Annotated in this window: 5 protein-coding genes; 3 read left to right on the forward strand and 2 right to left on the reverse strand. The window is 43.1% G+C overall.

Translation table 11 applies throughout. The features are described 5' to 3' along the window. Nucleotides 1-136 precede the first annotated feature (136 nt). Both uvrA and HMPREF0671_RS11250 read right to left on the reverse strand, forming a co-directional pair. Nucleotides 137-2,965 (reverse strand): excinuclease ABC subunit UvrA, encoded by a 2,829-nt coding sequence (gene uvrA / locus HMPREF0671_RS11245; protein ID WP_036900746.1) that lies wholly within the window; start codon nt 2,963-2,965, stop codon nt 137-139. Continuing rightward, nucleotides 2,958-3,668, reverse strand: a complete 711-nt coding sequence (locus tag HMPREF0671_RS11250; protein WP_036900748.1) for a gliding motility-associated C-terminal domain-containing protein — start codon at nt 3,666-3,668, stop codon at nt 2,958-2,960. Before HMPREF0671_RS11250 ends, uvrA begins: the two co-directional genes overlap by 8 nt. Before the next feature lie 100 nt (nt 3,669-3,768). Here HMPREF0671_RS11250 and HMPREF0671_RS11255 point away from each other — a divergent pair, with 100 nt between their 5' ends. From HMPREF0671_RS11255 to HMPREF0671_RS11265, 3 genes are read left to right on the forward strand one after another with little or no spacing between them, the layout of a single operon-like run. Then, complete coding sequence (locus HMPREF0671_RS11255) at nt 3,769-5,130, forward strand: LysM domain-containing protein (RefSeq protein WP_036900752.1); 1,362 nt, start codon at nt 3,769-3,771, stop codon at nt 5,128-5,130. 40 nt (nt 5,131-5,170) lie between these two features. Next, nucleotides 5,171-5,899: a porin family protein gene (locus tag HMPREF0671_RS11260; protein ID WP_052053037.1), complete on the forward strand. Its 729-nt coding sequence runs from the start codon at nt 5,171-5,173 to the stop codon at nt 5,897-5,899. A gap of 22 nt (nt 5,900-5,921) precedes the next feature. Beyond that, on the forward strand, nt 5,922-7,442 hold the full coding sequence (locus HMPREF0671_RS11265; RefSeq protein ID WP_036900755.1) for a peptide MFS transporter: 1,521 nt from the start codon (nt 5,922-5,924) through the stop codon (nt 7,440-7,442). Nucleotides 7,443-7,744 lie beyond the last annotated feature (302 nt).

A 7,744-nucleotide genomic window follows, 5' to 3' on the forward strand; every position in this document is an offset into this window, starting at 1 on the left:
CTTTGCTGTTTTACTGAACTGCTGAGTCAGCATTGCTGTTATGTTCTTGCAGCAACTCAAGACTATTCTAAGCCATGCTAAACATGGTGTTTGGGTGAGCACAGATGTGCCATACTTGAGGTGTTGTGGTCTGTTTCTAGTCCTTCAATTCCTCTTTGAGAAACTTTACGGTGTAGCCTTTATTTTCTTTTACTACTTCTTCCGGTGTACCGGTACACAGTACTTTTCCTCCGCCACGACCACCTTCCGGTCCCATATCGATGATGTAGTCAGCTAGTTTAATGACATCTAGATTGTGTTCGATGATGATGACTGTATTGCCACGATCGACGAGTTTTTGAAGTACATCCATCAAGATGTTGATGTCTTCAAAGTGTAGTCCGGTAGTAGGTTCGTCAAGAATATAGAGCGTTTTGCCTGTATCTTTCTTGGCTAATTCCGTTGCCAGCTTCACTCGTTGGCTTTCACCGCCCGATAGGGTAGTGGAACTCTGCCCCAGTTTGATATATCCCAAGCCTACATCCTGCAGGCTCTTAATCTTTGGCAGGATGCTTGGCACGTTCTCAAAGAACTCTACTGCCTGATTGATAGTCATATCGAGGACATCGGCAATACTCTTTCCTTTGAATCTTACTTCCAACGTTTCGCGGTTGTATCTTTTGCCGTGGCATACCTCGCAAGGCACCATCACATCGGGTAAGAAATTCATTTCGATGGTTTTATAGCCGTTTCCACCGCATGTTTCGCACCTTCCACCCTTCACATTGAATGAGAATCTACCGGGCTTATAGCCACGTATCTTGGCTTCGGGCAGGTTGACGAAGAGCTTTCTTATCTCGCTGAACACGCCCGTATAGGTGGCTGGGTTGCTACGAGGAGTCCTTCCGATGGGGCTTTGATCTACATTCACCACCTTATCTATATGGTCTATGCCCTCGATAGAGTGATAGGGCATCGGCTTTTTCAATGACCGATAGAAGTGATGAGATAGGATTGGTTGCAGTGTTTCATTGATTAAGGTGGATTTACCCGACCCCGAAACGCCTGTTACCACGATGAGTTTGCCTAGCGGGAAATCTATATCAACATCTTTTAAGTTGTTGCCCGATGCGCCAAGCAGGCGTAGTGTTTTGCCGTTTCCTTTACGGCGCTTGGCCGGAATGGCAATTTCTCGGTCGCCATTGAGGTAATCGGCGGTTATGGTATGTGTCTTGAGCATCTCTTGAGGAGTACCTTGGAATACCACTTCACCACCTTTTCGTCCAGCTTTGGGGCCGATGTCGACGATGTAATCGGCTGCCAACATCATATCTTTGTCATGTTCCACCACGATAACCGTGTTTCCGAGGTCGCGTAATTCCTTTAATGAACGAATGAGACGCTCGTTGTCTCGTTGGTGTAAACCGATGCTTGGCTCGTCGAGAATATATAGTACGTTTACCAATTGGGAGCCAATTTGTGTGGCCAATCGGATGCGTTGGCTCTCTCCACCCGACAGACTTGCCGATTGGTGGTTTAGAGATAAATAGTCAAGTCCTACCTCTAAGAGGAAGTTGACACGTGTTTTAATTTCCTTGATAATCTCTGTTCCAATCTTCTTTTGGGTATCGTCCATGTGCTCTTCCACTTGGTCGAGCCATTCCTTCAGCTCCAGTAAGTCAAAGTTGGCAACTGTTGCGATGTTCTTATCCCATATTTTATAAGAGAGAGCTTCACGGTTTAGTCGTTGTCCATGACATTCTGGACATTCGGTTTCGGCTAAGAATTGGTCGGCCCACTTTTGTCCTGCCGACGTATCATCATTCTCTATAACATTTTGTAAGTATTTGATGATACCGTCAAAATCAATGAAATAGTCGGAACTTGTGTGTACAAGTTCTTTACTAATTTTCACTTTCTCAAGACTTCCGTATAAAATCTCGTCTACAGCTTCTTGTGGAATATCTTTGAACGGAGTCTTCAGCGTGCAGTCGTATTTATCAAGAATGGCGCCAACTTGCCAGAAAATCATTTGGTTCTTGTATTTGCCAAGTGGCAAAATGGCTCCATCATGGATGCTCAATTTGTCGTTTGGAATGACCTTCTTCAAGTCTATTTGATTTACATAGCCCAATCCTTTGCAGTGTGGACAGGCACCTTCGGGAGAATTGAATGAGAAGATATTGGGCGCAGGATCCTTATATGAGATTCCCGAAGTGGGACACATCAATCGCTTGGAGTAATATTTGCCCTCGTTACTCTCCTTATCCAGTATCATGATGAGGCCTTCACCTTCTCGCATGGCCACCTGAACAGTCTTCTTCAATCGCTGATCATCCTTGGATTGTACGGCCAGTTTGTCTATCACGACTTCTATGTTGTGGTTCTTATAGCGGTCGGTCTTCATGCCGGGTTTGAGGTCCATAACTTCCCCATCTACCCGTATATAGAGGTAACCTTTGCGCCGCATGCTTTCAAAAAGTTCACGATAATGTCCTTTTCGGTTTCTTACAAGTGGGGCAAGAATGTAGATTTTCTTGCCATCATAGGTGTTGAGAATCATCTCTAGCACCTTTTCTTCGGTGTATCTCACCATCTTTTCGCCCGTCATATAGCTATAGGCTATGCCGGCTCTGGCGTATAGCAGACGTAAGTAGTCGTAGATTTCGGTGGTCGTACCAACCGTTGAGCGTGGATTTTTATTGGTTGTCTTCTGCTCAATACTGATAACCGGACTCAAACCTGTAATCTTATCAACGTCCGGACGTTCCATGTTTCCTAAGAAATTGCGTGCGTATGCTGAGAAAGTCTCGATGTATCGACGTTGTCCTTCGGCAAAGATTGTGTCGAAAGCCAATGATGATTTACCCGAGCCACTAAGTCCGGTGATGACCGTTAATGAGTTACGCGGAATGGTAACATCTATATTTTTCAGATTATGTACGCGTGCTCCCCAAATCTTTATTTGGTCTTCATTCCTATTCATGTGCGTTGCTATATCCTCTTAACAGGTTTACATCTTTTCTAATATTGAAAGTACGGCCGTCTGCCCCTTTTGCTTTAACCAAGACAAAATACACTCCTTCCTTGACGTTTTGTCCGCGAAAAGTCCCATCCCAGCCTTCTGCCGGGTCATTCCATTCATAGAGTTTCTGTCCCCATCTGTTGAAAATGTAGGCTTTAAACTCCACAATGCTCTGATAACCTTTTTTGGCTTTATAGATGTCGTTGACTCCGTCATCATTGGGGGAGAACGCATTGGGCATTTCAAGCTTACTTTCCGAGATGGTTATCGTGATGGGATTGGTGTCCTCACTTTGCCATGTGATAGACTCACCCCCTTTCGTAAAGGTGGCATAAAGCTGTACGTAATGAGATCCTGATTCCTTAAACGTATAGCTGGTATTTTCCTCATATCTAATAAGATACGGCGTCTTGGCATTCCCCTCAGTATAGAAATGCCATTCATAGTGGGCATCCCATCCCGTCTGATTGAGTACATTGGCTTTGAATGCACATGTAACAGGGGCAGAACCTGAATAAGTTGTTATGCCTTCATCAGTCGTTCCGTCTGTCGTAGTGACGTTGACGGTAGGGCTTATCGTAGGCGTAACATCTGCATATACAGCAATCGGAGAAATCGAAAGCATTGCTGTTATGATAGAAGTATGTAATATCCCTATTCTCATTGTTTGTAATTGTGCAAAGTTACTAAAAAGATGAGAGATGTCATATGGGGATGAGAGTTTTTTTGTATTTTTGCAATTGTAATAAATAAAAGCACCAATCATGAAGTATTTGACTCGCTATGCGTCATTCATATTATTCTTATTCTTGGCTTTATCAGCTGTCGGACAGACCACAAAGTGGCGCGATATGTATAAAGTAAAGAAGAAAGATACCCTTTTTGGAATAGCTAGACAATATGGAATATCAATTCCTGAGCTAATGAATGCCAATCCCGAAATGAAGGTAGAAGGCTACTCTCTCAAGAAAGGAGATTATATATTTATTCCTTATTCTGCTCCGGAAGCGGCAACCGCCAAACCTACTCAGCCGGTAACGCAGGCTAAATCTACTGTGAAACAAGCTGTTGGGCGCACCGTGAATATTGGTGTGATGCTGCCTTTACACGATGTTGACGGTGATGGTAGACGCATGGTTGAGTATTATCGTGGTGTCTTGATGGCATGTGATAAGCTGAAGAAGGAGGGTATTTCCACCTCTATCCATAGTTGGAATGTAGCTATTGATGCTGATGTAAGAACAGTCTTGTTAGATGATAATGCCAAGAAATGCGATTTGATATTCGGTCCTCTGTACACGAAACAGCTCAAATCGTTGGCCGAATTCTGTACACGTAACGATATTAAATTGGTCGTTCCGTTCTCTATTAGTGGCAATGACGTGGAGGCATATAAGCAGATCTATCAAATCTATCAGAGCCCGACGAAGCAGAATGATGCTGCTATCAAAGCCTTTTTGGAGCGATTTCCGCACCATCATGCTGTCTTTATCGATTGCAATGATACCACTAGTCGCAAGGGAATATTCACATTCGGGTTACGTAAACAGTTGGATCAACGCGGTATCAAGTATAATATTACGAACTTGAAATCGAGTGAAGAGATGTTTGCCAAGGCGTTTAGTCGTACAGAGCCCAATGTTGTTATTCTGAATACTGGTCGTTCGCCGGAGTTGAGAGTGGCACTTGCCAAACTTGATGGTTTGTCTGTCAGTTATCCACAGGTACGAGTTTCTATGTTTGGATACACGGAATGGTTGATGTATGTGGACTATTATCTGCCGTCATTTTATAAATATGACACTTACATTCCTACCACATTCTATTATAATCCTGTTGATAGTCAAACGAAAGAGGCTATAAATAATTATACGCGATGGTTCCATGCGAGTATGCAGAATGCGTTGCCTCGCTTCGCATTGACAGGTTATGACCATGCTTCTTATTTTGTTCGAGGTCTGTGGAGATATGGAAAATCCTTTATAGGAAGTAAATCCCAGAATGTATATAAGGCTATGCAGACTCCTTTGTATTTCAATAAGGTGGGCAATGGAGGTTATATGAATGACTGTTTCCAATTGATTCATTATACTGGTAATCAAACTATTGAGAGCATCAACTATTGATATGAAGAACCGTTATATCCGTTTTGTATTTGTAGGTGCAATGCTCTTGACGGCATCTTTTGCCCACGCTCAGGTGGGAGAGTACCGTAATGACCTTTCTGTTGGAGTCAATGGGGGCTACGTGATGAGTCAAGTAGGCTTTACTCCCAAAGTGAATCAGAAGTGGCTGGGAGGTATGACTGGTGGTTTATCTATCCGTTATAAAAGTGAAAAATACTTTAGTACGATTTGTTCTATTGTGGCAGAAGTGAACTATTCTCAGGTAGGTTGGAAAGAAGATATTTTGGATGTAAACGATAAACCGGTGATAAATGCCACCACTGGAGTAGCCGAAGAATACAGCCGAACACTCTCTTATGTGCAGATACCTGTGTTTGCCCATTTGGCATGGGGGCGCGAAACGCGAGGCGCACAGTTCTTTATTAACTTGGGACCACAGTTTGGTTGGCTGCTTAGTGAGCGTACTCAGATGAACTTCGACTTCGCTTCAAGGAATACCAAAGACCGTGTTAGCTCAGTAGTAGCGCAAGATACGATGGCCGTGGAGCATAGTTTCGACTATGGAATTGCTGCGGGCGCAGGTTTGGAATATAGTATTCCTGCCGTAGGACACTTTGCGTTGGAGGCCAGATATTATTTTGGACTGGGCAATTTATACGGTGCTTCAAAGAAAGATTACTTTGCTAAATCTAATCTAAGTAATGTTGTGGTAAAGATGACTTACTGGTTTGATATAGTTAAAACCAAGAAAAACAAAAATAAAAAATAATCACTTAAATTCTTAATGACTTATGTTTGAAAACCAACCTAAAGGACTTTATGCTTTAGCATTGGCTAATACCGGCGAAAGATTCGGTTATTACACCATGCTAGCTACCTTTGTACTCTTCTTGAAAGCCAACTTTGGCTTCTCAGCAGGAACGGCCGGTTCTATCTATGCTGCCTTCCTCGCATTAGTGTATTTTCTTCCTTTCATTGGTGGTATCCTTGCCGATAAGTTCGGTTATGGCCGAATGGTGAAGATAGGTGTGATGATTATGTTTGCCGGATACGTGGTTTTAGCTATGCCACTAGGAGCAAATGTCATTGCAATTATCGGTATGGCAGCCGCATTGTTGATGATTTCGGCAGGTACCGGATTGTTTAAGGGAAATCTGCAAGTAATGGTGGGTAACCTATATGATGATCCTCGCTATTCATCTCAGCGCGATTCGGCTTTTTCTATCTTCTATATGGCCATCAATATTGGTGCGCTCTTTGCTCCTTCTGCTGCCGTTGGTATCATGAAGTGGGCTCAGAACAATCTCGGTGTAGGTGTTAATGATAGTTATCATTTTGCTTTTGGAGTGGCATGTATCTCATTGATAGTTTCTATCCTTATCTATTATGGATTCAGAAGCACTTTTAAACATGTAGAAAGAAATGGTACAGTACGTACTTCTGAGGCTAAGGATGAGGTTGTAGAGTTGTCACCCAAGGAAACCAAAGACCGTATTACGGCTCTTATCTTGGTGTTTGCAGTCGTTGTATTCTTCTGGATGGCTTTCCATCAGAATGGTCTTACGTTAACCCTTTTTGCCGATGAATTCACCGTGAAGAGCACTACCGGTGTTGAAAGTATGTTCTTCGACGTATTTAATTTGGTATTGGCTATCGTGATGGTGTATGGCTTATTTGGTCTCTTCCAATCTAAAACAAGTCGTGGAAAAGGCATTGCCGGTGCTATAGTTGCTTTAGCTGCTGCCGGTTTGGCATGGAAATATGCTCATATATCAGGTTCAACAGAGATTGATGCTCCTATCTTCCAGCAGTTCAATCCATTCTTTGTGGTTGCTTTGACACCTGTAAGTATGGCACTATTTGGTTGGCTAGGTCGCGTAGGTAAGGAGCCATCTGCTCCTCGTAAGATAGCATACGGTATGTTGGTAGCTGCTATTGGTTTCATGATTATGACGGTTGGGTCTGTCGGTCTTCCTTCTCCAGCGATGCAAGCTGCTAACGGTGCTACACCCGAAACATTGGTATCATCCAATTGGCTCATCTCTACCTATTTGGTATTGACATTCGGTGAACTTCTGCTTTCACCCATGGGAATCTCTTTTGTCAGCAAGGTTGCTCCTCCAAAGTACAAAGGTATGATGATGGGAGGATGGTTTGTGGCTACCGCTATTGGTAACTATCTTACCAGTATTCCTGCCTTATTGTGGGCCCATGCGCCTCTGTATGTGGTTTGGGGATTGCTTATTGTGCTCTGCCTGTTGGCATTTATCTTCATGCTTGCGATTATGAAGAAGCTTGAAAAAGTGTGCTAAGCAGCATTTAGAAATATAGAAAAGCGGTGCAACTTGTTTGGGTTGCACCGCTTTTGTTATGTATTGATGTTCCTAATCATGCTATATCACCATCTTACCATGTCGCTTTTAGGATATCTATACTTTTTATTGGATTTACTGCAGAGGCATGGCAACATTGCTGTTTAGTCTCTGCAGTTTCGCTGACTCAGCCTTGCAGCAATCTTGCTACGGCCTTGCAGTGGAGTCGTAGATAAGTGCACAGGATGACGAGTGGATGAAGTTCGAGTGAGAAGTGAAGTTTTATGAGTAAATAAAGAATT

It is taken from the genome of Prevotella sp. S7 MS 2, from assembly GCF_000762865.1.
Classification (GTDB): domain Bacteria; phylum Bacteroidota; class Bacteroidia; order Bacteroidales; family Bacteroidaceae; genus Prevotella.